This is a genomic window from Butyrivibrio sp. XPD2006, assembly GCF_000420865.1.
Classification (GTDB): domain Bacteria; phylum Bacillota; class Clostridia; order Lachnospirales; family Lachnospiraceae; genus Butyrivibrio.
In genome coordinates this window covers 411,863-435,996 of sequence record NZ_ATVT01000001.1, presented here as the reverse complement: position 1 = coordinate 435,996, position 24,134 = coordinate 411,863, and the positions used below count along the sequence as shown (strand labels likewise).

Genomic DNA, 24,134 nt, shown 5'->3' with positions numbered 1-24,134 from the left:
ATAGGAAGCGAAGTGAGCATTCCTTATATAATGCACACCTTTGCGGATCGTCATTCTTTTCTCGTGGTTGGAAGGTGCGATACTTTTTAACTTCTTTGCTGATGGTTGTAGGATGTTTTCCTACAATCCTTCCTATCTCAGCAAAGGATTTACCATCATTCAGCCCCTTTTCAACTTTTATTCTCTGGCTGGTAGTAAGGTGTTTCTGGTCATATTTATTATCGTCAGACATTATGTAAACCTCCTATTTATGGATGGAGGAATCCACTGCCTGACTAGGTTATCATGTAAGAGTAAATTCAGCTACATAGAATTTAACCTTACAAACAAGAATTAACTTTTACATTTTAGGATTTTTTCAGATGTGGACTCTTGACGTGGATTTTTTTTGAATTATAATTGTTACTAATTAGTGCTTTGACGTGTTAAAGTACGGGAAGGGGAAGCTGTTATTATGGCTAAGAAAAATTTAGATTGGGCAAATATTGGATTCGCATATCATGTTGCCGACAAGAGATTCGTATCCAATTACAAGGATGGAAAATGGGATGATGGTGTGATCACAGAAGATTCCACAATCACTCTCAGTGAGGACGCAGGTGTTCTTCACTACGCACAGGAGTGCTTTGAAGGCCTTAAGGCTTACGAGACAGAAGACGGAAGAATTGTAACCTTCAGACCTGACCTTAACGCAAAGAGAATGGTAGATTCCGCTAAGAGACTTGAGATGCCTTCTTTCCCGGAAGATAGATTTATCAAGGCTGTTGAAGAAGTTGTTGCAGCAAATGCAGACTGGGTACCACCTTACGGAAGCGGCGCAACTCTTTACATCAGACCTGTTATGTTTGCAACAGGAAATGTTATCGGTGTTAAACCTGCCGATGAGTATCAGTTCAGAATTTTCGTAACACCTGTAGGACCTTACTTCAAGGGAGGCGCTAAGCCAATCGTTGTTAAGATAAGTGATTTCGACAGAGCAGCACCTCACGGTACAGGTAATATCAAGGCCGGACTTAACTATGCTATGAGCCTTCATGCTATTGTAACAGCTCATGAAGAGGGATTTGCAGAAAATGTATATCTTGATGCTGAATCAAGAACTTACATCGAGGAGACCGGTGGAGCTAACATCATCTTCGTAACTAAGGACGGAGGACTTGTTGTACCTAAGTCTCACACAGATTCAATTCTTCCTTCAATCACAAGAAGATCAATTGTTTATGTTGCAAAAGAGATTCTTGGCATGAATGTAGAAGAAAGACCTGTTAAGATTTCAGAAGTTCCTGAATTTGTTGAGATGGGACTTTGCGGAACAGCAGCTGTTATCAGCCCGGTTGGCAAGATCAATGACCACGGCAAAGAGATCGTTTTCAAGAACGGATGCGAAGAGATGGGTCCTGTAATCAAGAAGCTTTACGACACACTCACAGGTATCCAGATGGGAACTGTAGAAGCACCTGAAGGATGGATCCACGAGATCAAAATGTGATTATATTAAAATAATGAAGCGCTCCGGAGAATTTATCCGGAGCACTTTTTATTTGTTGCAGTATTGAGAGTACTTCTTGGGTGAGATTCCAACGGACTTGGTGAATGCTTTTAAGAAATTACTGTAATCCGAAAAGCCGCAGCGTTCGCAGACTTCACTGACGCCAATGCCTTCTGCAAGGAGGGACTTGGCAATGGAGATTCTGCGAGCGGTCATGTATTTGTTTATTGTGGTTCCGGTTGCGGCTTTGAAAATTCTGCAGATGTAGGATTCACTGATATAAAAGTGTCTGGAGAGGTCGCCAATGCTCACCGGGTATTGAAGGTTGTTATTTAAATAGGAGAGGATCGAATCAACCTGTTCGTTGTAGGTTGAAGGTTTCTCTGCCTCTGTATTGTTTTCTCTATCAGCGACGATCTTATTGATCATGACAAAGAGTTCTGTGAAGGTTGCGCGCTCTAAAAGATCGTGTCCGTAGCCGTTGCTGGTAACAAGTTTGTTAATGAAATAAAGGAATCTTCCTTGCTGTTCCTGGGTAAGGCTTAGCTTGTGAGAGAAGTGCTCTGATCTGTTCTGAAAGCATGCATCGAGGTTTGTTTCCTCAGTGGAAATGCTTCTCATATATTCCGGATCTATCATTATTACAATTCTCTCGTGAAGCTCTTTGTCAATTTGAGTAAGATAATGAGAATCATATTGATTGATAAGGAAAAGATCTCCAGGAGCAATATCATAAACCTGATTATCTATAAGGAACTGTTTGCCTCCTGAAATGGAGAAGTATACTTCATAACAGTCATGGATATGCATCTCCATGGCTTTTTCGTCTTTATACAGATGTGCAACGGCAAAATACTTGTTTTCGATGCTCTTAGCCATTGCCTCTTTACAGGAATTCAGCTCTTTCATAATGATTAGATAGATGTAAGCCCTTTCTTTTTAATACCCACATTTTACAATTTAACTTCATTATTTGCAAGTTTTTAATTCGATGAGTAAAATAAACAGAATAAATTGTTATTGTTTTGTCATGCAATATGAGATGTAAATCATGCTGATTCAATTTTATGAAAAAACTGTTGACAAAAATAAGCGCTGTTAGTACAATATCAAAGTATGCAAATGAAAAACGTAAATAATTGCCTGTAAATAAGGCAGTTTCTTATACGGATACAGTAAGGAGGTGTTACTGAAATGTCAATCTGCCCTAAGAATAAGTCATCAAAAGGCCACAGAGATCAGAGAAGAGCTAACTGGAAAATGACAGCTCCTACACTGGTTAAGTGCAGTCACTGTGGAGCTCTTATGCAGCCACATTGCGCATGCAAGAAGTGCGGCTATTACAATAAGAAGAGCATTGTTGAAGTTGAGGATTAATTTTTAGTAAAACCTCATTTTTACAAAGAATAAAGGCTTTCCGGAACTATCCGGAAAGCCTTGATTTTTGTATAGCACTTTAGTAGAATGTTTAAAGATTGCGGATTTTCTTTTCACACGCAAAATAATTTGAGGATGGACTTAAGATGTCTGAACTTGTCAGAGTTGCAGTTGATGCCATGGGCGGAGATAATGCTCCTTTCGTAACAGTTAAAGGCAGTGTCGATGCTGTTAAGGAGAATAGTAATCTCAAGGTATTCCTTGTAGGTCAGGAGGAAGTTGTAAATGCAGAACTTTCCAAATATGACTATCCCAAGGACAAGATCGAGGTAGTTAATGCTACCGAAGTCATTGAAATGGCTGAGCCACCTGTAATGGCAATCCGTAAGAAGAAGGATTCTTCTATAGTAAAGGCCATGTATATGGTTGCACACGGAGAAGCTGATGCATATGTATCTGCCGGAAGTACAGGAGCTACTCTTGTAGGCGGACAGGTAATAGTCGGAAGGCTCAAGGGAGTAGACAGAGCGCCGCTTGCACCGCTTATTCCTACTGAGAAGGGCACATCACTTCTTATTGACTGTGGGGCCAACGTTGATGCAAGATCATCACACCTTGTTCAGTTTGCCAAGATGGGAACCGTTTATATGGAGAACATCATGGGAATCAAGAATCCGACTGTCGGCATTGTTAATATCGGTGCCGAGGAAGAGAAAGGTAATGCTCTTGTAAAAGAGACATTCCCGCTTCTTAAGAACTGTCCTGATATCAACTTCATCGGAAGTGTTGAGGCGAGAGATATCCCTGCAGGTGGAGCGGATATCATTGTCTGTGAGGCGTTTACAGGAAATGTAATCCTTAAGATGTATGAAGGCGTTGCCAAGTCAATGATGCATATCATAAAGGGCAGCCTCATGAGCAGTCTTAAGACCAAGATCGGAGCACTTCTTATAAAAGACGACCTCAAGAAGTCACTTTCAAATTACAGTCTTGATCAGTATGGCGGAGCTCCTATGCTTGGACTGAAAGGCCTTGTAGTCAAGACTCACGGAAGCGCCAATGAAATAGAGGTTAAAAACTCTATTTTGCAGTGTGTAACCTTTACAGAACAGAAAATTAGTGAGAAGATTAGCGCAAAGATATCAGAGTGATAAAACGTGCTGAAATATTTTATAAAAGGAACGGAGATTTAAAATGGAATTCGAGAAGATGAAAGAAGTTATTGCAAACGTACTTAATGTTGATCCTGATGAGATTAAGCCAGAGACAACATTTACAGAGGATCTTGGAGCAGATTCACTTGATCTTTTCCAGATCATAATGGGGCTTGAGGATGAATTTGATGTACAGATCGATCCAGAGAAGACAGAGAATATCACTACTGTAGGAGAGGCCGTAGAACTCCTCAAGAGCGCAATCGCAAGTAAATAAGTTTTGTCTGAGGCGGCTTTGAAAGCTGCCTCATTATTTATATTATGGAGAAATTATGTTAAAAGATGCAGATATAAGCAGATTTGAACAGATGATAGGCTACACATTCCGTGATAAGGAGCTTCTTATACAGGCATTTACTCACAGCTCTTTTGTAAACGAACAGAAGATCAATAAAAGACCTGACTATGAGAGGCTTGAATTTCTTGGAGATGCTGTTTTGGAGATGATTTCAAGTGCCTATCTGTTCAGAAAATTCCCTGATAAAAAAGAGGGACAGATGTCAAAGATGAGAGCTTCTCTTGTTTGTGAAGGCGCTCTTGCATATGACGCGCAGCAGCTTAGTCTCAAGGAATATATTTTGCTTGGCAAGGGAGAAGAGGCTACTGGTGGAAGAAATAAAGAATCCATCATTGCCGATGTTATGGAAGCTGTTATAGGAGCTCTTTTCCTTGATGGCGGAATAGAAGAATCCAAGCGTTTTATCGATAGCTATGTACTTACAAATACTGATGCTGTGGAGATGTTTGGAGACAGTAAGTCATTACTTCAGGAAAAAGCCCAGGGAGAAAATTTGGGCGAAGTAAGGTATGAAATATGTGGCGAAAGTGGACCTGAACATGATAAAATATTTGAGGTCCGCGTTTATGTCGGCGACAAGAATTTGGGAGAGGGGACAGGAAAGACCAAGAAGGCTGCAGAGCAGAAAGCGGCCTACCGGGCTCTTCTTGTATTGAAGAATAAGCAGTAATGTACTTAAAAAGTATTGAGATCCATGGCTTTAAGTCTTTTGCGAATAAGATTAAATTCGATTTTCATAACGGTATAACCGGAATCGTAGGACCCAACGGCTCAGGAAAGAGTAATGTTGCTGATGCTGTCAGATGGGTTTTAGGTGAACAGCGTATAAAACAGCTGCGTGGCGGATCCATGCAGGATGTTATTTTCTCAGGCACAGAGCTTCGTAAGCCTCTTGGCTATGCTTATGTTGCCATCACATTGGATAATTCTGACCATTCCCTTGCAATCGATTATGATGAAGTAACTGTCTCCAGGCGTCTTTACCGCTCGGGAGAGAGTGAATATATGATTAATGGCTCATCCTGCAGGCTTAAGGATGTCAATGAGCTCTTTATGGATACAGGTATCGGTAAAGAGGGATATTCCATTATTGGACAGGGCCAGATTGACCAGATACTCTCAAGCAAGCCGGAAGACAGAAGAAATCTATTTGATGAAGCTGCCGGTATCGTTAAATTTAAGACCCGCAAGGAAACAGCTATCAAGAAGCTCGAAGAGGAAAAGATCAACCTTACCAGACTTTCCGACATTCTTTCAGAGCTCGAGAAGCAGGTTGGCCCACTTGAGAAGCAGTCTGAAGTAGCCAAAGAGTTCCTGCGACTTCGTGAAAGACTTAAAACTCTGGATGTAAATATGTTCCTTGTAGAAAACAAGGCGCAAAAGCAGCAATTTGAAGAAGCTGAGAAGAATCATGAAATAGCTACTCATGCTCTTGATGAGGCAAAAGAGAGCTACGAGAAAACCAAAGAAGAATACGAAAATATCCAGAAACAGCTGGAAGAAATAGACAAAGAAATAGATGAGGCAAGAGCCAGGATCACTGATTCATCCGTCAAGAGAGAAAAGCTTGAAGGTCAGATCGGAATCCTTAACGAGAAGATCAAGTCTGCCTCTGATAATGATGCTCATTTCAAGAAAAGAGAAAAAGATGAGCGTGAAAAGCTGGAAGTCAGATATGCAGAAAGAGATAAATATCTTGAAGAAAAAGAGACAATAGACAAGGAAGCCGGAAGTCTGCAGGCTGACAGGGATAAGGCAAGAAAAGAGCTTGAAGCTACTCTTTCACAGATAGAAAACATCAACAATGAGATTGAGGAGTGCAAGAGCACAATCATAAATACGCTCAGTACAAGAGCTAACATTAAGTCCAAGCTGAGTTCACTTGATACCATGAAGGAACAGGTGAACATCAGAAAGGCTGAACTTACAGGTAAGCTTGTAAGAGCACGTTCTGATGAGTCCAGACAGGAAGAGACTCTTAAAAGGCTCAGAGATGAGTTTGACAGCATTACGGCTGAAATCTCTGAGATGAACAAGAAGCAGAAAGAAACCGAGAAAGAAGTTCTGAGCATTCGTGAAAACATGAGCATCAAGGATACGGAGCTTCGCAAGACTCAGGAACTCTATCAGCAGGAAAAATCCAGACTAGAGGCACTTGCAAATCTCACAGAGAGATATGAAGGCTATGGCGGTAGTGTCAAGAAAGTCATGGAGCGCAAGGAAGACACAAAGGGAATTATCGGTGTTGTTGCCGATATTATCAAGACTGAGCCCAAATACGAGACAGCTATTGAAGTTGCTCTCGGTGGTAATATTCAGAACATTGTAACAGACAATGAAGAGACAGCCAAAGAGATGATCGCTTACCTCAAGCAGTCAAAAGCAGGAAGAGCAACATTCCTTCCTCTTACATCTCTTGATAATCCTCCGGAACTCAAGGCCAAAGAAGCACTTAATGAACCCGGTGTTCTGGGAATGGCTGATGAACTTGTTAATACCGATCCCAAGTACCAAAAAGTTGCGAAAGCTATGCTTGGCAGGATCGTTGCTGTCGATAATGTAGACAACGCGGTTAAGATTGCCCGTAAATACAATTACACAGTAAGAATGGTAACTCTTGAGGGAGAACTTCTTGTTCCCGGCGGAGCTATCAGTGGTGGTGCGTTCAAAAACAATTCCAATCTCCTTGGAAGACGAAGAGAGATGGAAGACCTTGAAAAGAACGTGAAAAAGTATAAACAAAAGGTAGAAGATATCCAGAAGGAAATCGATGATTCCAAGGCAAAGAGAAACGAACTTCGTGCCCTTGCCGAAGAGCTCCGAACAGAGCTTCAGGGCAAATTCATTGCTCAGAATACTGCAAGAATAAATGTAGAAAACGAAGAAAAGAAGCAGGAAGAGCAAAAGGGATCATATTCTGACCTTAAGACCGAAAATGCAGAGATAGAAAGCAAGCTTGCTGAGATAGCGGCTGAGAAGGAAGAAGCGCTTACTCAGCTTGCAGAATCCGAAGAACTTGAGAAAAAGTGCTCAGAGAAGGTTGAATCCTTCCAGGGACAGCTTGAAACGCTGCATAATGAGGAAGAACTTAAGAACGAGAATGTTGCCAAGTGGGACATTGAATTCGAGAAGATTGTTCAGAAGCAGGACTTCCAGAAACAGACTCTCGATCGTATAAACAGTGATATTGAGAGCGAAGAGGAATCTCTTGAGGAGATCCTTGAAACCATCAAGAAAAATAATGAAACCCTTGAACAGTCCAAAAAGGATATTGAAGAAATAAGGCTTACAATTGAAGCTTCAACCGATGTCCAGACAGATGCAACCAAGGAACTTGAGGAGAAAAAGGAAGCCAAGAATGCTCTTTCTCTCTCTCAGAAGGATTTCTTTGAGAAGACCCAGGAGCTCAACAAGCAGATGTCTGATCTTGAAAAAGAAGTTATCAGACTTGTCGGCAAGAAGGAAAAATGCCAGGAAGCAATTGAATCTCAGATCAACTACATGTGGAATGAGTACGAGATCACTCTTGCTGACGCAGCTGCAATGAGAGATGAAGAGATGACTGATATACCTTCGATGAGAAAGGAGACTCATTCTCTTAAGGATTCAATCAAAAAGCTTGGCGATGTTAACGTAAATGCCATTGAGGATTATAAAAACCTCATGGAGAGATATACTTTCATGAAGACACAGCACGATGATCTCATCGAAGCTGAGCAGCAGCTTAAGGAGATCATTAAAGACCTTGATGAATCTATGCGCAAGCAGTTCATTGAGCAGTTTGAGCTCATCAACAAAGAGTTCGATAAGGTATTCAAGGAAATGTTTGGCGGTGGTCACGGAGCACTTGAGCTTGCTGAAGGGGAAGATGTACTAGAAGCAGGTATCAGGATCAATGCACAGCCACCGGGCAAAAAGCTGGTCAACATGATGCAGATGTCCGGAGGAGAAAAGGCTCTTACTGCAATAGCTCTTTTGTTCGCTATCCAGAACCTGAAGCCTTCACCATTCTGTCTTCTTGATGAGATCGAGGCTGCCCTCGATGAGAACAATGTTGTCCGCTTTGCGAAATATCTCCACAAGCTTTCAAGCACTCAGTTCATTGTTATCACGCACAGAAGAGGTACAATGGAAAGTGCGGACAGACTGTACGGAATCACCATGCAGGAGAAGGGTGTGTCAACCCTTGTCAGCGTTAACCTGATTGATAAGGAGCTTACAAATTAATGGCAAAGGGCTTTTTTGCGAAACTACAGATAGGACTTGCTAAGACCAGAGATAAATTCCTTTGGGGAATGGACAATGTCTTTTACGATGATGCATTTATAGATGAGGATTTCTACGAAGAACTGGAAGAAGTCCTTATCATGGCGGATATCGGCATCAATGCCACCAGCAGAATTCTGGACAAACTGCGTGAGCAGGTAAAAGAGAAGGGAATCATCCACCGTAAAGAGTGCAAGCAGCTTTTGATAGAAGATATCAGAGAGCAGATGAAAACTGACGGAGACGATTATGCCTTCGAGGATAAGAAAACCATTATTTTCATTATTGGAGTAAACGGAGTAGGCAAGACAACTACTGTCGGTAAGCTTGCTTCAATATTTAGAAACAAAGGCAAAAAGGTTATAATCGCTGCGGCAGACACATACAGAGCGGCTGCGACAGAGCAGCTTGCAACATGGGCTGAGAGGGCTCAGACTCCAATTATAACCGGTAGAGAGGGAGGCGATCCCGCCAGTGTAATCTATGATGCCACTTCTGCTTTTAAGGCAAGAGATTGCGATATTCTTATAGTTGATACCGCAGGCAGACTGCATAACAAGAAAAATCTTATGGAAGAGCTTGCCAAGATGAACAGGATAATTGATAAGGAGCTTCCTGGTATTTGCAGAGAAAACTTTATCGTATTGGATGGAACAACAGGTCAGAATGCGATAAATCAGGCAAGAGAATTCGGTGAAGCTGCAGATCTTACCGGAATAGTTCTTACCAAGCTTGACGGAACCGCCAAGGGAGGAATTGCTGTCGCCATTGTATCAGAGCTCAATATACCGGTTAAATATGTCGGTGTGGGTGAAGGTATTGATGACCTTGAAAGATTTAATTCAGATGAGTTTGTAGATGCTCTCTTTGATATAAGAAGAGATGACATAGAACAAGATGAAGAACAGGAGAACAGTGATGGCTGACGAAAAGAAAATGACCCTGGACAAATTTGAAGAAGCTTATGAGGACGTCAAGAAAGTAACTCTTGAGACTAAGCTTATTTACTCTGATTACTGGAGCAGTATGACAGGCGGCAAGGTTTATCTTAAACCTGAGAACCTGCAGAGAACCGGCGCATACAAGGTGCGCGGAGCTTATTACAAGATCACGACTCTTACAGATGAAGAACGCAGTAAAGGACTTATAACAGCATCTGCCGGAAACCATGCGCAGGGTGTTGCTTATGCTGCAAAGCAGTATGGAGTTAAGGCTGTAATCTGCATGCCTACGTCAACACCTCTTATAAAAGTAAACAGGACCAAAGCTCTGGGAGCAGAAGTTGTGCTTTACGGAGATGTTTACGATGAAGCTTACCAGAAAGCTTTAGAGCTTGCTGAAGAAAACGGATATACACTGGTTCATCCTTTCGATGATCTTGATGTTGCTACAGGACAGGGCACAATTGCCATGGAGATCATTAAAGAGCTTCCTACTGTTGATGTTATTCTCGTTCCAATCGGAGGAGGCGGACTTGCAACAGGTGTTTCAACCCTTGCTAAACTCCTAAATCCCAAGATAAAGGTAATCGGTGTTGAACCTGCTGGTGCTAACTGCATGCAGGAGTCTTTCAAGGCAGGACACGTTGTAACTCTTCCGACAGTTAATACAATCGCCGACGGTACTGCGGTTAAGACTCCGGGAGAGCATATTTTCCCATACCTCCGGAAAAATATTGATGAGATAATAACTGTACCTGACGAGGATCTTGTTGTTTCTTTCCTCGATATGGTTGAGAATCACAAGATGGTTGTCGAGAATTCCGGCCTTTTATCAGTTGCTGCGCTCAAGCAGCTTGACCTTAAGGATAAAAAGGTTGCCTGTGTTCTTTCAGGTGGAAACATGGATATCATAACGATGTCCTCAGTAGTTCAGCAGGGTCTTATCATGAGAGACCGTATATTCACTGTATCAGTTCTTTTACCTGACAAGCCGGGTGAATTATCAAGAGTATCCGGAATTATTGCCGATGTAAAGGGAAATGTAATAAAATTAGAGCATAACCAGTTCGTTTCAATCAACAGAAATGCTGCAGTTGAGCTTAGAATAACTTTAGAGGCTTTTGGAACCGAGCACAAAGAGCAGATCATAAATGCGCTCAATGAACACGGCTACAAGCCAAGGATAGTAAGGACCAATATTTAATGAATTCAAAAAAAATATCTCCAAAGAAGAGACTCAAGGAGTATCTGATAATTACTTTCGCAGCACTGATCTACGGAGTTGGAACAAGTCTTTTGGTAGACCCTAATAATCTTGCTCCGGGAGGTATGACAGGACTTGCGATTGTTTTAAACAGGCTTGTCGGGATAGGAACCGGTATGTGGTTTCTTATACTTAACATACCGATCCTTCTTATAGCCATTATGAAGTTCGGCATCAGATTTACGATATCAACAATCTATGCCACAACAATGATCTCTGTGTTTACAGATCTTTGTACCAAGTATTTTGGTCAGTATATAATTCACGATATGATACTGGCTGTAACTATAGGAAGTGCAATGACCGCCGTAGCAATAGGACTTATCTTTAAATGCCATGCTACAAGCGGAGGCACTGATGTTATAATTAAGCTGTTGAGACTTCGTTATCCGCATCTTAAGACCGGAATTCTGTATATTATGACAGATATGGTTGTTCTGGTCATCGCAGCCTTTGTATTTCATGATCTTGCTGCTGCGATGTATTCATTTTTGTCAGTACTTGTTGTAAGTGCCGTTGTGGACTTTGTACTGTACGGAAGAGACGGAGCCAAGCTTATTTATATCATTTCAGACAGACCGGACATTATTACCGCAAGGCTGCTTGATGAGCTGGATATTGGTGCAACACATGTATTTGCTCAGGGCGCCTACAGTGGGGAGAAAAAGAAGGTAATAATGTGCGCTATCAAAAAGAGACTCTCACCTCTTGCAGAAGATATAGTAAGAGAAGAGGATCCAAACGCATTTATGATCATTACAAGTGCAAGTGAGATTTTCGGTGAGGGATACAAAAGTTATTTTGATGAGAGAATGTAAGGTATGGCAAATTCAGGGGATTACAGATTACGCAAAGGCGTTAGAAATACGCAGAATATTATATCCATCATTTTCCTGAGCCTGGTGGCTTTGATGGCGCTCACTTTCAGTATTGTGCTTCTTATAAGAAATGCCAATTTACAGCGACAGGAAGATGCAATAAGAAGTGAACTGGATGCTCTTAATCAGGAGGGCTATTATACAGAAGCAGAAGCTACCAAGCTTGTTCAGGATGCAAAAGAGGAAGCAGCTGAGGAGACCAGGAATTCCATCAAAACTATGATACAGCAGAAGCTGGAAAATGGGGATGGGGCTACAAGTACGATCAGATCTCTTTTCCCTGATCAGATTGTAGTGGCAAGTTCAGGAAGATACTATTTCTTCCCGATTTCCGATGATATCGAGCATCATGGTTTCGGTGAGGAAGATTTCGAAATGGGAGATGACGGATTCCTCAAGTATGTAGGCGATGATTCAACAGTAGAAGTCAAGAACGGCATCGATGTTTCAAGGTTTCAGGGTAAGATAAACTGGGAGAAAGTAAAGGCAGCCGGTATTGATTTTGCTATTATCAGAGCCGGCCTTCGAGGAACAACAGAAGGCAAGCTTCTCACAGATGATTTCTTTGAGGACAACATAGAAGGTGCTACTGAAAACGGCATTGACGTTGGTGTATATTTCTATTCTCAGGCTGTCAACAAAGAAGAAGCGGAAGAAGAAGTTCAGCTTATACTGGATCTTATTGAGCCTTACAAGGTTACATACCCTGTAGTAATTGATGTTGAATCTGCTGAATCCGATTCGGCAAGAACAGTTGATCTGACAACAGATGACTATGAACTAGTTGTTAAAACTTTCTGTGATATGGTATCAAAGGCAGGTTACAAGCCAATGATATACGGTAATGTTAAGAGCTATACACTTCTTATGGATGCCATTGATGTAGATGACTACGATATCTGGATCGCATATTACGGAACACCGCTTTATTATCCTTATCACTTCAATATTTGGCAGTACACCTCATCCGGAAGAGTTGACGGAATTGACGGAGACGTAGACCTTAATATCTGTATAACGGATTATTGATATGAAAAATGGATATGATGCTTCATTATCATATGAAGCCTATGAACAGAAAGGGTATTTGAACGAGGATTTTCGCTTCTTTCATATTAAGAGCAGCGAATCCTTCGACATTCCTTTTCATTATCACGATTTTCATAAGCTTATCTTAATACTTGATGGCAACGTAAAATATTATATCGAAGGGCTGGAGTATGACCTCATGCCCTTCGATTTTGTGCTTGTTAACAGGTTTTTGATACATAAACCCGAGATAGTTGAAGGTAAGACTTCAAAAGGATATGACAGGATAATACTTTATCTGTCCGATGATTTTCTAAGGCAATATGGACTTCTTGATTCATTTGATAAGGCAAAAGAGCTAAAGAGCTATGTTGTAAGATTCCCTGCAAATGTAAGTGCCGAGATCTTTAACATGTTTGAGACTGTTGAGGCCGATGAAAAGAAGCAGGACAGTGAATACGCCGGAAGGCTTACTACAAGACTCGATCTCATGAAAGCACTAATCGCTTTTAACAAAGCATGTATTTCCGAAGACTTTGGCTTTAAACCTGAAGCAAGATATAATCGTAAGATTATCGAAATAATAGAATACATCGGAAATAATTTAAGTAAAGATCTCTCAATTGACCTTCTTGCCGATCATTTTTATATGAGCAAGTACCATATGATGAGAACATTCAAGAATGAAACCGGATATTCGATTCATCAATATATTTCCGAAAAAAGAATTCTGCTTGCCAGAAGCTATATAATGGGAGGCATGCCTGCGACAAATGCCTGCATTGAATGCGGATTTCGGGATTATTCATCTTTTAGCCGAGCATTCAAAAATCAGCTTGGAATCATGCCGTCGGATGTAAAAATGTAGGTGTCAAGAAAAAATACTTGACACCTATTTCTTTTTTGTATATTATACTCATTGTGCATATTTGAGGATGAGGTTAACTATGGAGAAAATCGTTGAACAGGGTTTGCTGTACGATTTCTACGGTGAACTGCTGACGGAACATCAAAAGCAGATATATGAGGCGGCAGTTTACAACGATATGTCCCTTACAGAGATTGCCGATGAACATGGCATCAGCAAACAGGGCGTACATGACCTTATCAAGAGATGTACCAAATCCCTGCAGGAATATGAGGACAAGCTTCATATGATAAAAAGGTCTGAGGCAATCAGAGTCCAGGCTGAGAAGCTTAAAAATGTTTCTAACGGGAATGCTGAGCTGATCAGCATATCAGATAAAATTTTAGAGGAGCTTGGTTAATGGCTTTTGAAAGTCTGACTGACAAACTTCAAAATGTATTTAAAGGCCTTAGGAATAAGGGAGTCCTCACTGAGGATGATGTTAAGGCTGCGCTGAAAGAAGTTAAGATGGCTCTTCTTGAAGCAGATGTAAGCTTTAAGGTAGTTAAGCAGTTTGTAAACTCAGTACAGGAAAGAGCTGTCGGCGAGGGCGTTTTAAACGGACTCAATCCCGGACAGATGGTTATCAAGATAGTTAATGAAGAGATGACCAGTCTCATGGGCTCTGAAACAACTGAGATACAATTTAGGCCTATAAATGAGATCACAGTCCTTATGATGTGCGGTCTTCAGGGTGCAGGTAAGACAACAACCGCAGCCAAGATAGCGGGTAAGATCAAGCTAAAGGGCAGAAAACCTCTGCTTGTTGCCTGCGACGTTTACAGACCCGCTGCTATAGATCAGCTCAAGATAAATGCTGATAAACAGCAGGTTGATTTCTTCTCAATGGGAACCGATGTAAACCCTGTTGAGATAGCTAAGGCTTCAATCGATTATGCCAAAAAGAATAACAATAATGTTGTTATCATCGATACGGCAGGTCGACTCCAGATAGATGAAGTAATGATGAAAGAGCTTATTGATATCAAGGAAGCGGTTACTGTTCATCAGACACTTCTTGTTGTAGACGCAATGACCGGTCAGGATGCTGTCAATGTAGCGTCAGAGTTCAATGAGAAGGTTGGCGTTGATGGAATAATCCTCTCTAAGATGGATGGCGATTCAAGAGGTGGTGCGGCTCTTTCAACCAAGGCAGTAACAGGTAAGCCTATTCTTTATGTTGGTATGGGTGAGAAGCTCTCAGATCTTGAGCAGTTCTATCCCGACAGAATGGCCAGCAGAATCCTCGGAATGGGCGATGTTCTCAGTCTTATTGACAAGGCTGTAGAAGCCAATGCTCAGATGGATGCCGAAAAAGAAAAAGAGATGGCCCAGAAGATGAAAAAGGGCAAGCTCGATTTCGAGATGTATCTTGAGAGCATGAAACAGATGAGGAACATGGGCGGACTTGGCGCCATTATGGGAATGCTTCCCGGAATGGGCAAGATCGGTGATGACCAGCTCCCCGATGAAAAAGAGCTTGCAAGGCTTGAAGCCATTGTTCTTTCAATGACTCCCCAGGAACGCAAGAATCCCAAGCTTATGAGTCCTCAGAGAAAATATAGAATTGCCAAAGGTTCAGGTAATGATATTGCAGCAGTAAACAGATTCATCAAGCAGTTCGAGCAGATGAACAAGATGATGAAGCAGATGCCGGGACTTATGGGAGGCAAAAAAGGCTTCGGAAGATTCGGTAAGTTCGGTAATCCTTTCGGAGGCGGTAAGTTCTTTTGAGCAGAGCACTTGATGCTCACTAACTAATGATATGTATTGATTATGCATATAGATAACAATTATTCATTTATATTTAATGGAGGAAATTTAAAATGGCAGTAAAGATCAGATTAAAGAGAATTGGTAAGAAGAAGGTTCCTTTCTACAGAATCATCGTTTCAGATTCAAAGGCTCCTGTACAGGGTAAGTTCATCGAGGAGATCGGAACATACGATCCTAACACAGATCCCAGCACAGTTAAGGTAAACGAGGAGCTCGCTAAGAAGTGGCTTTCAAACGGTGCTCAGCCTACAGAGTCTGTAGCTAAGTTATTCAGACAGGCCGGCATTCAGAAATAATTTTCTAAATTAAAATATGCCGGAGGTTAATCAATGAAAGAGTTAGTTGAAGTTATCGCAAAGGCGCTTGTTGATAACCCGGATGAAGTAGTAGTAACCGAGAAAAAGGACGGGCGTAATATAATGATCGAGCTTCATGTTGCACCTTCAGACATGGGCAAGGTAATTGGTAAACAGGGCCGTATTGCCAAGGCAATCCGTGCCGTTGTTAAGGCAGCCTCAACCAGAGAGAACATCAAGGTTGAAGTAGAAATTGTTTAATTAAATGTAGCCGAATAAGAGAATTTTCTTATTCGGCTATTTTTTACAAGGAGAACAATGAATTATCATGTGATGACTCTTTTCCCTGAGATGATAGAGCAGGGGCTATCTGCAAGTATAATCGGCAGAGCAATAGATAAAGGCTTCATCTCCTTTGAAGCTGTCAATATAAGAGACTATTCAGGTGATCTTAAACACCACAAGGTGGATGATTATACCTATGGAGGCGGAGCCGGTATGCTCATGCAGGCTCAGCCAATATATGACTGTTATAAAGCAATTGAAGAGAAAATATCCGGTCAAAAGCCGCGTGTAATATATGTAACACCCCAGGGATCTGTATTTGATCAGAAAATGGCTGCAGATTTTGCAAAGGAAGAAGACCTTGTTTTCTTGTGCGGACATTATGAGGGTATAGATGAAAGAGTTCTGGAGGAAATTGTTACAGACTATGTTTCAATCGGTGATTATGTCCTTACAGGAGGAGAACTTCCTGCAATGGTAATGATCGATGCGATATCAAGACTTGTTCCCGGAGTCCTTAATAACGACGAATCAGCTCTTACAGAGAGCTTTGGAAACGGACTTTTAGAGTATCCTCAGTATTCAAGACCCGAGGAATGGATGGGCAAGAAGGTACCGCCGATTCTTTTGTCGGGAGACCACAAAAAAGTAGATGAATGGAGACTTGAGCAGTCTATAATAAGAACAAGGGAGAGAAGGCCGGATCTGTACGAGCAGTATATGATAGACAATCCGCCAAAACCCGAGAAAAAGAAGAGAAGAAGAAAACCAAAGGCAGAACCGGAGGGAGAATAAATGACAGAATCATTTCAGGTTGGAGTAATTGCATCGACACATGGTCTTCAGGGAGAGGTTAACGTTTTTCCTACGACCCAGGATCCTGACAGGTTCAAAAAGCTTAAAAAAGTAACGCTCCATACACAGAAAGGTGAAGAAATCTTACTTGATGTCGTAAGTGCGAGATTTTTTAAGAAATTTGTAATCGTAAAATTCAAGCAATTTAATAACATCAATGAAGTAGAGAAGTTCAGAGGTTGTGAACTTACCATCGACAGAAAAGATGCAATCAAACTCAACAAAGGCGAATATTACTGCGCTGATCTTATTGGGCTTAAGATTGTTGATGAAGAGGACAAAGAGCTGGGGACTCTTTCTGAAATTCTTCAGACCGGTGCCAATGATGTCTACGAGATGACAAGGATCGAATCGGATGATAAGGTTTATATTCCGGCTATCAAGGACTGTGTAAAAGAAATAGATGTAGATGGCGGAAAGATAGTGATCCATGTAATGGATGGACTTTTAGACTGAACTAAAATTAATATTCCAAAAAGTTGTTAAATGTTATTATTTGGATTATAATATTAGATAAATATATTTAGTGTGTGTAACTATGCGCATACAAGATGTTGGGGTAATTATTATGGTAGATTATACAGAAGGTGCCGGTTATCAGTACCATACACATGTAAAACCCGGAGATGTAGGAAGATATGTACTTTTGACAGGTGACCCGGGTAGATGTGAATCTATTTCAAAACTCTTCGATAATCCCGTTTTTGTAGCTCAGAATAGAGAATATACCACTTACACAGGTACACTCTGCGGTGAAAAGGTAAGTGTTATTTCGCATGGAATCGGTGGAGCTTCAACAGCAATCTGTGTTGAGGAGCTTGCCAAGTGCGGAGCTGATACATTTATCCGTATGGGTACATCAGGCGGAATGCAGGAAGATGTCATCGGCGGAGATATTGTGATCGCCAACGGTGCAATCAGGGCAGAAGGTACATCCAAAGAGTATGCTCCGATTGAATATCCTGCAGTTGCAGATTTTGAAGTTGTAAATGCCCTTGTTAACGGAGCCAAGACAGTAGGAGCCAAGTACCACGTAGGCGTTGCTCAGTGCAAGGATTCATTTTTTGGACAGCATGAGCCGGAGACCAAGCCGGTAGGTCCTGAGCTTCTTTATAAATGGGATGCTTGGATCAAGTGCGGATGCCTGTGTTCCGAAATGGAGAGTTCAACTCTTTTCATTGTCGGAAGTTACTTAAGACTTCGTACAGGCGCAGTATTATTGGTTGTTGCCAATCAGGAAAGAGCCAAAAAAGGTCTTTCAAATCCTCAGGTTCATGATATGGATGCGGTCTATAAGACCACAATCGAGGGCATCAAGAACCTCATAGCTTTGGATAAAGCCTGAAAAGGTTTTATTATAAATGTTTCTATTATTTCATTACAAACGGAGGGAAATTATGAAAAAGAAACTTTTCGCAGTTCTTATGGCTGCAACAATGGTATCTTCATTAGTAGCTTGTGGTGACACAGCTCCTGCTACTACAACAGATACTGCAGAGACACAGACAGAGCAGACAGCAGAGCCTGCTGCAGAGCCCGCTGCTGACACAGCTGCTGAGGCACCTGCTGCAGAAGCAACTGACATGAGAGTTGCTATGGTTACTGACTACGGCGATATCACAGACCAGTCATTCAACCAGTCAACTTACGAAGCTTGTAAGGCTTTTGGTGAGGCTAACGGTGTTGACTTCACATACTACAAGCCTGAAGGCGATTCAGACGCTGAGAGAGAGGCTATGATCGATAAGGCTGTAGCTGATGGCTACAACGTAATCGTAATGCCAGGTTATGCTTTCGCAGGCGCAATCAAGGATACAGCTGATACTTATCCTGATGTTAAGTTCGTTGCTCTTGATGTTTCAGAGTATGATCTTGAAGGTGATTCTTCAGACTTCAACAACGAGACATTCGCTAACGTATTCTCAGCAGTATATCAGGAAGAGCTTCCTGGATACATGGCTGGATACGCAGCAGTTAAGATGGGCTACACAAAGCTCGGTTTCCTTGGCGGAATGGCAGTTCCTGCTGTTATCCGTTACGGTTATGGTTTCGTACAGGGTGCTGACGCAGCTGCAGCTGAGCTCGGTGCTGATGTAGAGATCAACTATGCTTATGGTAACCAGTTCTACGGCGATGCTGATATCACAGCAGCTATGGATACATGGTACCAGGGCGGCACAGAAGTTGTATTTGCTTGCGGCGGTGGTATCTTCACATCTGCAGGTGAGGCAGCTGCTAAGGTTGGTGGCAAGGTTATCGGTGTTGACGTTGACCAGGCTAAGACAATTGATGGAATGTTCGAGAGTGGTATGACTGTAACTTCAGCTATGAAGGGCCTTCAGGCAACAGTTAACACACTTCTTACAGCAATCAAGGATGGCAGCTGGGATTCTTACGCTGGTAAGATCCTTAACCTTGGTCTTGTATCTGCTGACGACATGAGCCTTAACTATGTAGGTCTTGCTGACAGCACAATCTGGACTGACGGATTTACTGAGGCTGATTACAAGCAGCTCGTTGCTGATATGGTAAACGGCAAAGTTACAGTATCTAACGATTCTTCAGCTGAGCAGCCTTCAGCTACAACAGCTAAGATCAACTTCCAGGGTAACATTAAGTAATTATTCCCTAAGTTAATAAGGGCCGGTGGATTCATAGTCTTCCGGCCTTTTTTCGACAAAAGCAAAACTATTAATGTGTGGAGGAAAAACAGGTGGCAGGAAACAGCGAATATGCTATCGAGATGCTGAACATTACCAAGAGATTCCCCGGAATCATAGCTAATGATAATGTTACAGTACAGCTCAAAAAAGGCGAGATTCATGCACTGCTTGGGGAAAACGGAGCAGGAAAGTCTACCCTTATGAGCGTTCTGTTTGGTTTGTACCAGGCAGAAGAAGGTATTATCAAAAAGGATGGTGTCGAGGTTAAGATCAATAATCCAAATGACGCCAACGACCTCGGAATCGGAATGGTGCATCAGCATTTCAAACTTGTCCAGTGCTTTACAGTACTTGACAACATCATTCTTGGAGACGAGACGACCAAATATGGCTTTTTACAGAAGGAAGAGGCAAGGAAAAAGGTCCTTGAACTCTCTGATAAGTATGGCCTTAAGGTAGATCCGGATGCCAAGATTGAAGATATAACAGTAGGAATGCAGCAGAGAACCGAGATTCTAAAGATGCTCTACAGAGATAATGAGATTCTTATTTTTGATGAGCCTACAGCTGTTCTTACACCTGCAGAGATCGATGAGCTCATGGAGATCATGAGAAACCTCTCCAAGGAAGGTAAGTCTATACTGTTTATTTCTCATAAACTTGCTGAGATCATGGCAGTTGCTGACAGATGCAGCGTTCTCAGAAGAGGTAAGTACATCGGTACTGTAAATATAGCAGATACAAATCAGGACGAACTTTCAAGAATGATGGTTGGTCGTGATGTTCAGCTTGTTGCAACCAAGGAAGATAAAGAACCCGGAGAAGTAATTCTTCACGTTGAGAACATGACTGTTCCCAGCAAGCTTCACCACAACAATGCTGTTAAGAACGTGTCCTTTGATGTAAGAGCCGGGGAGATTGTATGCATCGCAGGTATCGATGGTAACGGTCAGACTGAGCTTGTTTACGGACTTTCGGGCCTTGAGAATTGCACAAGCGGCAAGATAACTCTTTCCGGAAGAGATATTACTCATGCTTCAATCAGGGAGAGATCAACTCACGGAATGAGCCATATTCCTGAAGACAGACACAAACACGGTCTTGTAATGGATTACTCTCTGGCATACAATCTTGTGCTTCAGAGATACTTTGAGCCTGAATTCTCAACCAAGGCAGGTTTCCTTAAAAAGGCTGAAATCAATAAATACGCCGAAAAACTCATTGAACAGTACGATATCAGATCCGGACAGGGTGCACCCACAATTGCCCGTTCAATGTCAGGCGGTAACCAGCAGAAAGCTATTATCGCAAGAGAAATAGACAAGAATCCCGATCTTCTTATTGCTGTTCAGCCTACAAGAGGTCTAGATGTAGGAGCTATTGAGTATATTCATAAACAGCTTATCAAGCAGAGAGATGAAGGACATGCGGTACTTCTTGTTTCTCTGGAGCTTGAAGAAGTTATGAGTGTATCAGACAGAATACTTGTAATGTATGAGGGTGAGATTGTAGGAGAATTTGACCCTAAAAAGACAACACCGGAAGAACTCGGACTTTACATGGCCGGTGCTAAGAGACAGGAGGTGGGAGCATAATGAATAACAAGGAAAAACAAAGCTTCCTTTCAAAGCCTGCTGTTCAGTCCACACTGGCTGCGCTTTTATGTATTGTTATCGGACTGCTTGTTGGTTACGTTGCACTTCTTATTATCAATCCCAAGGGTGCGACAGAAGCCATAATTACAATTCTTAAGAACTATTTTACATATCCATCGCCCAAGGCTGCAATGAAGTACCTTGGTAACACACTTGTAAAAGCTGCACCTCTTCTTATGTGTGCACTTTCAATTCAGTTCTGTTATCAGGCAGGTCTGTTCAATATCGGTGCAGCAGGCCAGTATGTAGCAGGTGCAGGAGCAGCTCTTTACTGTGCGCTCGCCCTTAACCTTCCATGGCCTATCTGTCTTATTGCAGCATTTGTAGCCGGTGGTGTATTCGGAATCATTGTAGGACTTCTTAAGTCTTACCTTAATGTTAACGAGGTTATTTCAGGCATCATGCTCAACTGGATTGGCCTTTATTCCGTAAATATGCTTCTTTCAGGTGTAAAAGAGACAGCGAGCCCTTATACAGTACAGCTTGCAAGCACCAATCCGGGTGCGCTTCTTCCTTCACTTGGAATGGAAAAGCTCTTTTCAAACAATAAGTATGTAACAATAGCTATTCCGCTTGCTGTTATCATTGCAATTGTACTTAAGGTGATCCTCAGCAAAACCGTATTCGGATATGAGATCCGTGCAACCGGTATTGCCAAAGATGCTGCAAGATACAGCGGAATGAAAGAGAAAAAGAACGTCATCATAACACTTTTCATTGGTGGTGCTCTTGCAGGACTTGGTGCAGCGTTCTTATTCCTTTCAGGATATGAGCAGTGGTCAGTAACTCAGTCCTCGGTACCGAGCATGGGCTTTAACGGAATCGCTGCTACATTCCTCGGCGGACTTGACCCTATAGGAACAATTTTTGCATCATACTTTATTCAGCATATTACAAGTGGAGGTTCATACCTTGATAAGAACGTATATCCTTCACAGATTTCAGACTTTATTTCTGCAATCATTATCTACCTTTGCGGTTTTGTTCTTTTCTTCAAGCTTCATCTCAACAGCTATTTGAGAGCAAGAAATGAGAGAGAGAAACAAAAGCCAATTGCAAAAGCAAATAAAGAGGAAGGAGGTAAGAACTAATGGTACTGCTTCTTCAATACACACTTTTATTTGCATCGGTTCTTATTCTGGTAGCACTTGGAGGATGTTTCTCAGAACATTCAGGTGTTATTAACCTCGGACTTGAAGGTATCATGGTAATCGGAGCTCTTGGTGGTGCGCTTACTCTTAAGTATATTGACCCCAGTACTCCCAAGGCACTCATTTTGCTTGCTGTTTTAGCGGCATCAATAGTTTGTGGTGTATTGTATTCGGTTCTTCTTGCCGTTGCCTGCATAAACTTAAAAGCTGACCAGACACTTGTCGGAACTGCTCTTAATATGCTCGCAGCAGCTGCAGCAACAGTTATTGTTAAGTCAATCAATATGGCAGAGAACCCTGATAACGTTTCATCAACCGTTCAGTACATGGCAACTAAGAAGGCTCTAGTTAAGAATATCGGATCATTCCAGTTCAACTGGTTCATGCTTGTAGCTCTGATCATGCTTATTCTTGCATATATCATTCTCTACAAGACAAGATTCGGTCTTAGACTTATGGCTTGCGGTGAGCATCCTCAGGCTGCTGATTCAGTTGGTATCAATGTTTATAAGATGCGCTGGGCAGGTGTACTTATTTCAGGTATGCTCGCAGGAATCGGCGGTATTGTTTATATCACCGCCGGTGTCAGCGAATGGAAGTTTGAGGTGGGTGTTGCCGGATTTGGTTTCCTTGCACTTGCTGTTATGATCTTCGGACAGTGGAAGCCTATAAATATCGGCCTTGCAGCTCTGTTATTCGGTTTCTTCAGAGCTCTTTCAAACGTATATTCAGGCTTCGACTTCCTTGCAGCTCTTAATATTCCGGGCTCGGTATACAACATGATGCCTTATATCATTTCACTTATCGTTCTTGCATTTACATCATCCAATTCAAGAGCGCCTAAGGCAGAAGGAATTCCTTACGACAAGGGATCGAGGTAATAAAGAAACAATTATGGATACACAATTACAGGAATTAATAGATACAGCTCTTTCTATGCGCAAGATGAGCTACACTCCATACTCTCATTTTAATGTCGGAGCAGCTCTTCTTGGAGCAGACGGCAAGATATATACCGGCTGCAACATTGAGAATGCATCTTATACACCAACTAACTGTGCAGAGAGAACAGCGTTTTTTAAGGCAATAAGCGAAGGAATGAGGGAATTCAAAGCAATCGCCATTGCCGGTGGCAAAGAAGATGCCAAAGAGCTGGATTACTGTCCTCCGTGTGGAGTGTGCAGACAGGTTATGAGCGAATTCTGCAAAGATGATTTTAAAATCATCCTTGTAAAATCATCAACTGAATATAAAGAATATACTCTTACAGATCTTGTTCCTGAAAGATTCACACCCGATAATCTTTTGGGTTGACGGATGCACGTATAATATGTTATATTAAAATGCGTTGTGACAATCAGACGGTCCTCTGATGTACATAAGATACATTTAAGAACGTCCATTGAATAGGAGAAAAGATATGAGTACTATTATCGAAGAGCTCGAGAAAGAGCAGCTGAACGCTAACGCGCCTCAGTTCCACACAGGTGATACTGTAAGAGTACACGCTAAGATCAAGGAAGGAAACCGTGAAAGAGTTCAGGTTTTCGAAGGAACTGTCAAGAAGATCCAGGGCGGTAGCAACCGTACAACCTTCACAGTAAGAAAAGAGTCTTACGGTGTTGGCGTAGAGAAGACATGGCCACTTCACTCACCTATCGTTGAGAAGGTAGAGGTTGTTAGAAGAGGTAAGGTAAGAAGAGCTAAGCTGAACTACCTTAAGGGACTTACAGGTAAGAAGGCTAAGGTTAAGGAGCTTGTTACCAGATAATATGTTTTTTGAAGGGCAG

26 protein-coding genes are annotated in these 24,134 nt (G+C 41.9%); 24 read left to right on the top strand and 2 right to left on the bottom strand.

The genetic code is table 11. The features are described from left to right. Positions 1-232 (bottom strand): helix-turn-helix domain-containing protein (locus tag G590_RS0102045; RefSeq protein ID WP_026493857.1); only part of this gene is annotated, 232 nt, incomplete at its 3' end. A 222-nt stretch (positions 233-454) separates the two neighbouring features. On the opposite strand from G590_RS0102045, the gene G590_RS0102040 reads away from it, so the two are divergent. Then, entirely contained in the window at positions 455-1,489 is a 1,035-nt protein-coding gene (locus tag G590_RS0102040; protein WP_022764009.1) for a branched-chain amino acid aminotransferase, read from the top strand. Between the two features lie 48 nt (positions 1,490-1,537). Here the strand turns inward: G590_RS0102040 and G590_RS0102035 are convergent, their stop codons facing one another. Beyond that, complete coding sequence (locus tag G590_RS0102035; RefSeq protein WP_022764008.1) at positions 1,538-2,398, bottom strand: AraC family transcriptional regulator; 861 nt, start codon at positions 2,396-2,398, stop codon at positions 1,538-1,540. Between the two features lie 285 nt (positions 2,399-2,683). On the opposite strand from G590_RS0102035, the gene rpmF reads away from it, so the two are divergent. The 23 genes from rpmF (at position 2,684) to rplS (ending at position 24,115) form a co-directional block, all read left to right on the top strand. After that, entirely contained in the window at positions 2,684-2,866 is a 183-nt protein-coding gene (gene rpmF, locus G590_RS0102030; RefSeq protein WP_022764007.1) for a 50S ribosomal protein L32, read from the top strand. Between the two features lie 146 nt (positions 2,867-3,012). Beyond that, complete coding sequence (gene plsX, locus G590_RS0102025; protein WP_022764006.1) at positions 3,013-4,017, top strand: phosphate acyltransferase PlsX; 1,005 nt, start codon at positions 3,013-3,015, stop codon at positions 4,015-4,017. A gap of 43 nt (positions 4,018-4,060) precedes the next feature. Then, entirely contained in the window at positions 4,061-4,297 is a 237-nt protein-coding gene (acpP, locus tag G590_RS0102020) for an acyl carrier protein (protein ID WP_022764005.1), read from the top strand. A gap of 55 nt (positions 4,298-4,352) precedes the next feature. Continuing rightward, positions 4,353-5,048 (top strand): ribonuclease III, encoded by a 696-nt coding sequence (gene rnc / locus G590_RS0102015; protein ID WP_022764004.1) that lies wholly within the window; start codon positions 4,353-4,355, stop codon positions 5,046-5,048. Further along, entirely contained in the window at positions 5,048-8,605 is a 3,558-nt protein-coding gene (gene smc, locus G590_RS0102010) for a chromosome segregation protein SMC (protein WP_022764003.1), read from the top strand. Before rnc ends, smc begins: the two co-directional genes overlap by 1 nt. Beyond that, entirely contained in the window at positions 8,605-9,570 is a 966-nt protein-coding gene (ftsY, locus tag G590_RS0102005) for a signal recognition particle-docking protein FtsY (protein WP_022764002.1), read from the top strand. The genes smc and ftsY overlap by 1 nt, the downstream gene beginning before the upstream one ends. Beyond that, entirely contained in the window at positions 9,563-10,789 is a 1,227-nt protein-coding gene (gene ilvA, locus G590_RS0102000; RefSeq protein WP_022764001.1) for a threonine ammonia-lyase, read from the top strand. Before ftsY ends, ilvA begins: the two co-directional genes overlap by 8 nt. Continuing rightward, positions 10,789-11,667 (top strand): YitT family protein, encoded by an 879-nt coding sequence (locus G590_RS0101995; protein ID WP_022764000.1) that lies wholly within the window; start codon positions 10,789-10,791, stop codon positions 11,665-11,667. The genes ilvA and G590_RS0101995 overlap by 1 nt, the downstream gene beginning before the upstream one ends. A 3-nt stretch (positions 11,668-11,670) precedes the next feature. Then, entirely contained in the window at positions 11,671-12,756 is a 1,086-nt protein-coding gene (locus tag G590_RS20295) for a glycoside hydrolase family 25 protein (RefSeq protein ID WP_022763999.1), read from the top strand. Position 12,757: 1 nt separating this feature from the next. After that, complete coding sequence (locus G590_RS0101985) at positions 12,758-13,624, top strand: AraC family transcriptional regulator (RefSeq protein ID WP_022763998.1); 867 nt, start codon at positions 12,758-12,760, stop codon at positions 13,622-13,624. Between the two features lie 79 nt (positions 13,625-13,703). Next, entirely contained in the window at positions 13,704-14,024 is a 321-nt protein-coding gene (gene ylxM / locus G590_RS0101980; RefSeq protein ID WP_022763997.1) for a YlxM family DNA-binding protein, read from the top strand. Then, positions 14,024-15,397, top strand: coding sequence for a signal recognition particle protein (gene ffh / locus G590_RS0101975; RefSeq protein WP_022763996.1), 1,374 nt, complete (start codon positions 14,024-14,026; stop codon positions 15,395-15,397). Before ylxM ends, ffh begins: the two co-directional genes overlap by 1 nt. Before the next feature lie 92 nt (positions 15,398-15,489). Then, the gene (gene rpsP, locus G590_RS0101970) at positions 15,490-15,735 is read left to right on the top strand and encodes a 30S ribosomal protein S16 (RefSeq protein ID WP_022763995.1); all 246 of its coding nucleotides are present in this window, start codon (positions 15,490-15,492) and stop codon (positions 15,733-15,735) included. Between the two features lie 33 nt (positions 15,736-15,768). Beyond that, positions 15,769-15,996, top strand: a complete 228-nt coding sequence (locus G590_RS0101965) for a KH domain-containing protein (protein WP_022763994.1) — start codon at positions 15,769-15,771, stop codon at positions 15,994-15,996. A gap of 57 nt (positions 15,997-16,053) precedes the next feature. Next, positions 16,054-16,815: a tRNA (guanosine(37)-N1)-methyltransferase TrmD gene (gene trmD / locus G590_RS0101960; RefSeq protein WP_022763993.1), complete on the top strand. Its 762-nt coding sequence runs from the start codon at positions 16,054-16,056 to the stop codon at positions 16,813-16,815. Beyond that, positions 16,816-17,331 (top strand): ribosome maturation factor RimM, encoded by a 516-nt coding sequence (rimM, locus tag G590_RS0101955; RefSeq protein ID WP_022763992.1) that lies wholly within the window; start codon positions 16,816-16,818, stop codon positions 17,329-17,331. A 112-nt stretch (positions 17,332-17,443) separates the two neighbouring features. After that, positions 17,444-18,220, top strand: coding sequence for a uridine phosphorylase (gene udp / locus G590_RS0101950; RefSeq protein WP_022763991.1), 777 nt, complete (start codon positions 17,444-17,446; stop codon positions 18,218-18,220). Between the two features lie 52 nt (positions 18,221-18,272). Beyond that, positions 18,273-19,496 (top strand): BMP family lipoprotein, encoded by a 1,224-nt coding sequence (locus tag G590_RS0101945; RefSeq protein ID WP_022763990.1) that lies wholly within the window; start codon positions 18,273-18,275, stop codon positions 19,494-19,496. A gap of 122 nt (positions 19,497-19,618) precedes the next feature. After that, entirely contained in the window at positions 19,619-21,133 is a 1,515-nt protein-coding gene (locus G590_RS0101940) for an ABC transporter ATP-binding protein (protein ID WP_026493854.1), read from the top strand. Further along, positions 21,133-22,284, top strand: coding sequence for an ABC transporter permease (locus G590_RS0101935; RefSeq protein ID WP_022763988.1), 1,152 nt, complete (start codon positions 21,133-21,135; stop codon positions 22,282-22,284). Before G590_RS0101940 ends, G590_RS0101935 begins: the two co-directional genes overlap by 1 nt. Further along, positions 22,284-23,225, top strand: coding sequence for an ABC transporter permease (locus G590_RS0101930; protein ID WP_022763987.1), 942 nt, complete (start codon positions 22,284-22,286; stop codon positions 23,223-23,225). Before G590_RS0101935 ends, G590_RS0101930 begins: the two co-directional genes overlap by 1 nt. A gap of 13 nt (positions 23,226-23,238) precedes the next feature. Next, positions 23,239-23,658 (top strand): cytidine deaminase, encoded by a 420-nt coding sequence (locus G590_RS0101925; protein ID WP_022763986.1) that lies wholly within the window; start codon positions 23,239-23,241, stop codon positions 23,656-23,658. 106 nt (positions 23,659-23,764) lie between these two features. Then, entirely contained in the window at positions 23,765-24,115 is a 351-nt protein-coding gene (gene rplS, locus G590_RS0101920) for a 50S ribosomal protein L19 (protein ID WP_022763985.1), read from the top strand. Positions 24,116-24,134 lie beyond the last annotated feature (19 nt).

What these genes read in the sequence shown, in the direction of transcription:
- G590_RS0102040 (WP_022764009.1), top strand. Translation starts at nt 455, where the DNA reads ATGGCTAAGAAAAATTTAGATTGGGCAAATATTGGATTCGCATATCAT.
- G590_RS0102035 (WP_022764008.1), bottom strand. Translation starts at nt 2,398, where the DNA reads ATGAAAGAGCTGAATTCCTGTAAAGAGGCAATGGCTAAGAGCATCGAA.
- rpmF (WP_022764007.1), top strand. Translation starts at nt 2,684, where the DNA reads ATGTCAATCTGCCCTAAGAATAAGTCATCAAAAGGCCACAGAGATCAG.
- plsX (WP_022764006.1), top strand. Translation starts at nt 3,013, where the DNA reads ATGTCTGAACTTGTCAGAGTTGCAGTTGATGCCATGGGCGGAGATAAT.
- acpP (WP_022764005.1), top strand. Translation starts at nt 4,061, where the DNA reads ATGGAATTCGAGAAGATGAAAGAAGTTATTGCAAACGTACTTAATGTT.
- rnc (WP_022764004.1), top strand. Translation starts at nt 4,353, where the DNA reads ATGTTAAAAGATGCAGATATAAGCAGATTTGAACAGATGATAGGCTAC.
- smc (WP_022764003.1), top strand. Translation starts at nt 5,048, where the DNA reads ATGTACTTAAAAAGTATTGAGATCCATGGCTTTAAGTCTTTTGCGAAT.
- ftsY (WP_022764002.1), top strand. Translation starts at nt 8,605, where the DNA reads ATGGCAAAGGGCTTTTTTGCGAAACTACAGATAGGACTTGCTAAGACC.
- ilvA (WP_022764001.1), top strand. Translation starts at nt 9,563, where the DNA reads ATGGCTGACGAAAAGAAAATGACCCTGGACAAATTTGAAGAAGCTTAT.
- G590_RS0101995 (WP_022764000.1), top strand. Translation starts at nt 10,789, where the DNA reads ATGAATTCAAAAAAAATATCTCCAAAGAAGAGACTCAAGGAGTATCTG.
- G590_RS20295 (WP_022763999.1), top strand. Translation starts at nt 11,671, where the DNA reads ATGGCAAATTCAGGGGATTACAGATTACGCAAAGGCGTTAGAAATACG.
- G590_RS0101985 (WP_022763998.1), top strand. Translation starts at nt 12,758, where the DNA reads ATGAAAAATGGATATGATGCTTCATTATCATATGAAGCCTATGAACAG.
- ylxM (WP_022763997.1), top strand. Translation starts at nt 13,704, where the DNA reads ATGGAGAAAATCGTTGAACAGGGTTTGCTGTACGATTTCTACGGTGAA.
- ffh (WP_022763996.1), top strand. Translation starts at nt 14,024, where the DNA reads ATGGCTTTTGAAAGTCTGACTGACAAACTTCAAAATGTATTTAAAGGC.
- rpsP (WP_022763995.1), top strand. Translation starts at nt 15,490, where the DNA reads ATGGCAGTAAAGATCAGATTAAAGAGAATTGGTAAGAAGAAGGTTCCT.
- G590_RS0101965 (WP_022763994.1), top strand. Translation starts at nt 15,769, where the DNA reads ATGAAAGAGTTAGTTGAAGTTATCGCAAAGGCGCTTGTTGATAACCCG.
- trmD (WP_022763993.1), top strand. Translation starts at nt 16,054, where the DNA reads ATGAATTATCATGTGATGACTCTTTTCCCTGAGATGATAGAGCAGGGG.
- rimM (WP_022763992.1), top strand. Translation starts at nt 16,816, where the DNA reads ATGACAGAATCATTTCAGGTTGGAGTAATTGCATCGACACATGGTCTT.
- udp (WP_022763991.1), top strand. Translation starts at nt 17,444, where the DNA reads ATGGTAGATTATACAGAAGGTGCCGGTTATCAGTACCATACACATGTA.
- G590_RS0101945 (WP_022763990.1), top strand. Translation starts at nt 18,273, where the DNA reads ATGAAAAAGAAACTTTTCGCAGTTCTTATGGCTGCAACAATGGTATCT.
- G590_RS0101940 (WP_026493854.1), top strand. Translation starts at nt 19,619, where the DNA reads ATGCTGAACATTACCAAGAGATTCCCCGGAATCATAGCTAATGATAAT.
- G590_RS0101935 (WP_022763988.1), top strand. Translation starts at nt 21,133, where the DNA reads ATGAATAACAAGGAAAAACAAAGCTTCCTTTCAAAGCCTGCTGTTCAG.
- G590_RS0101930 (WP_022763987.1), top strand. Translation starts at nt 22,284, where the DNA reads ATGGTACTGCTTCTTCAATACACACTTTTATTTGCATCGGTTCTTATT.
- G590_RS0101925 (WP_022763986.1), top strand. Translation starts at nt 23,239, where the DNA reads ATGGATACACAATTACAGGAATTAATAGATACAGCTCTTTCTATGCGC.
- rplS (WP_022763985.1), top strand. Translation starts at nt 23,765, where the DNA reads ATGAGTACTATTATCGAAGAGCTCGAGAAAGAGCAGCTGAACGCTAAC.